Source organism: Streptomyces sp. NPDC057638 (assembly GCF_042800315.1).
Classification (GTDB): Bacteria; Actinomycetota; Actinomycetes; order Streptomycetales; family Streptomycetaceae; genus Streptomyces.
The window spans coordinates 1-1,024 of the sequence record NZ_JBHVHF010000624.1 but is presented as its reverse complement, the minus strand read 5'-3'; the positions used below and the strand labels follow the sequence as shown (position 1 = coordinate 1,024).

At 76.3% G+C, this 1,024-nt stretch carries 1 protein-coding gene; it reads left to right on the top strand.

The window, feature by feature from the left end; all coding sequences use genetic code 11:
• Positions 1-182: 182 nt before the first annotated feature.
• A complete protein-coding gene (locus ACFVIM_RS35290; RefSeq protein WP_384310502.1) occupies positions 183-944 on the top strand; it encodes a PhzF family phenazine biosynthesis protein in 762 nt (253 codons plus the stop codon).
• Positions 945-1,024: the final 80 nt, after the last annotated feature.

The following is a 1,024-nucleotide window of genomic DNA, read 5'->3' as shown; positions in this document are numbered from 1 at the left end:
GACGGGAGGGAGCGCGCCCCGTCCGCGTACCGCCCGCCGCGCGGGACACCGGGGGAGGGAGCGGTACGCGGGCGGGGAGAAATCGCGCATCCAGCCCGAAGCGGACCGCTCCGGAGCCAGGGAGAGCACGTCCGCGGGGCGAATCGCCGGATGCGCCGGGCGCGGGGTGCTTCAATGCCCCCGTGAACGAACGTCCCGCGGTTCCCGTGCTCCCCGTGCTCGATGTGCTTCATGTCTTCTGCGCCGCCGACGGCGGTCACGGCAACGCCCTCGGCGTCGTCCGTGACACCCGCCGCTACCCCGACCAGGCATCCCGCCAGGCGCTCGCCGCCGAACTCGGCTACAGCGAGACCCTGTTCGTGGACGACCCCGAGCGCGGGACCGTCGACATCTACACCCCGGGGCTGCGGCTCCCCTTCGCCGGACACCCCCTCGTGGGCGCCGCCTGGCTGCTCGACCTGGCGGAGCTGAACCCCCCGGCGGGGCCGGTGTGGGCGCGCGGCGACGGCGAGTTCACCTGGATCACCGCCCGCGCCGAGTGGGCGCCGCCGAGGAACCTGGAACGGTTCGCCTCACCCGCCGATGTCGACGCGCTGCCCGCGCCCCCGCCGGGCGAGGGCTGGCTCTACGCCTGGGCCTGGGAGGACGAGGCGGCGGGCCGGGTCCGCGCCCGCGCCTTCCCGCGCCGTGACGACGGGATCGTGGAGGACGAGGCCACCGGGGCGGCGGCGCTGCTGCTCACGGAGCAGCTCGGCCGGGCCCTGAACATCACCCAGGGCCGGGGGTCGCAGATCCTCACGGCCCCCGGCCCCGACGGCACGGTGGAGATCGGCGGCCGGGTCCGTCTGGCGTCGGCCGCCCGGGACACGGTCCGGATGCCCCCTCCGGCCGCCGTCCCCAAGCGTCGGCTGAGCGTGGCGGAGGCCCTGCGGCTGATGACGTGAGGCACGCGGCTGGTGCGTCCCGCCCAGGGGGCGCGGCCAGACGGAGAACCCGCTGAGGCGCGGTCCGGATGTGTCCGGAC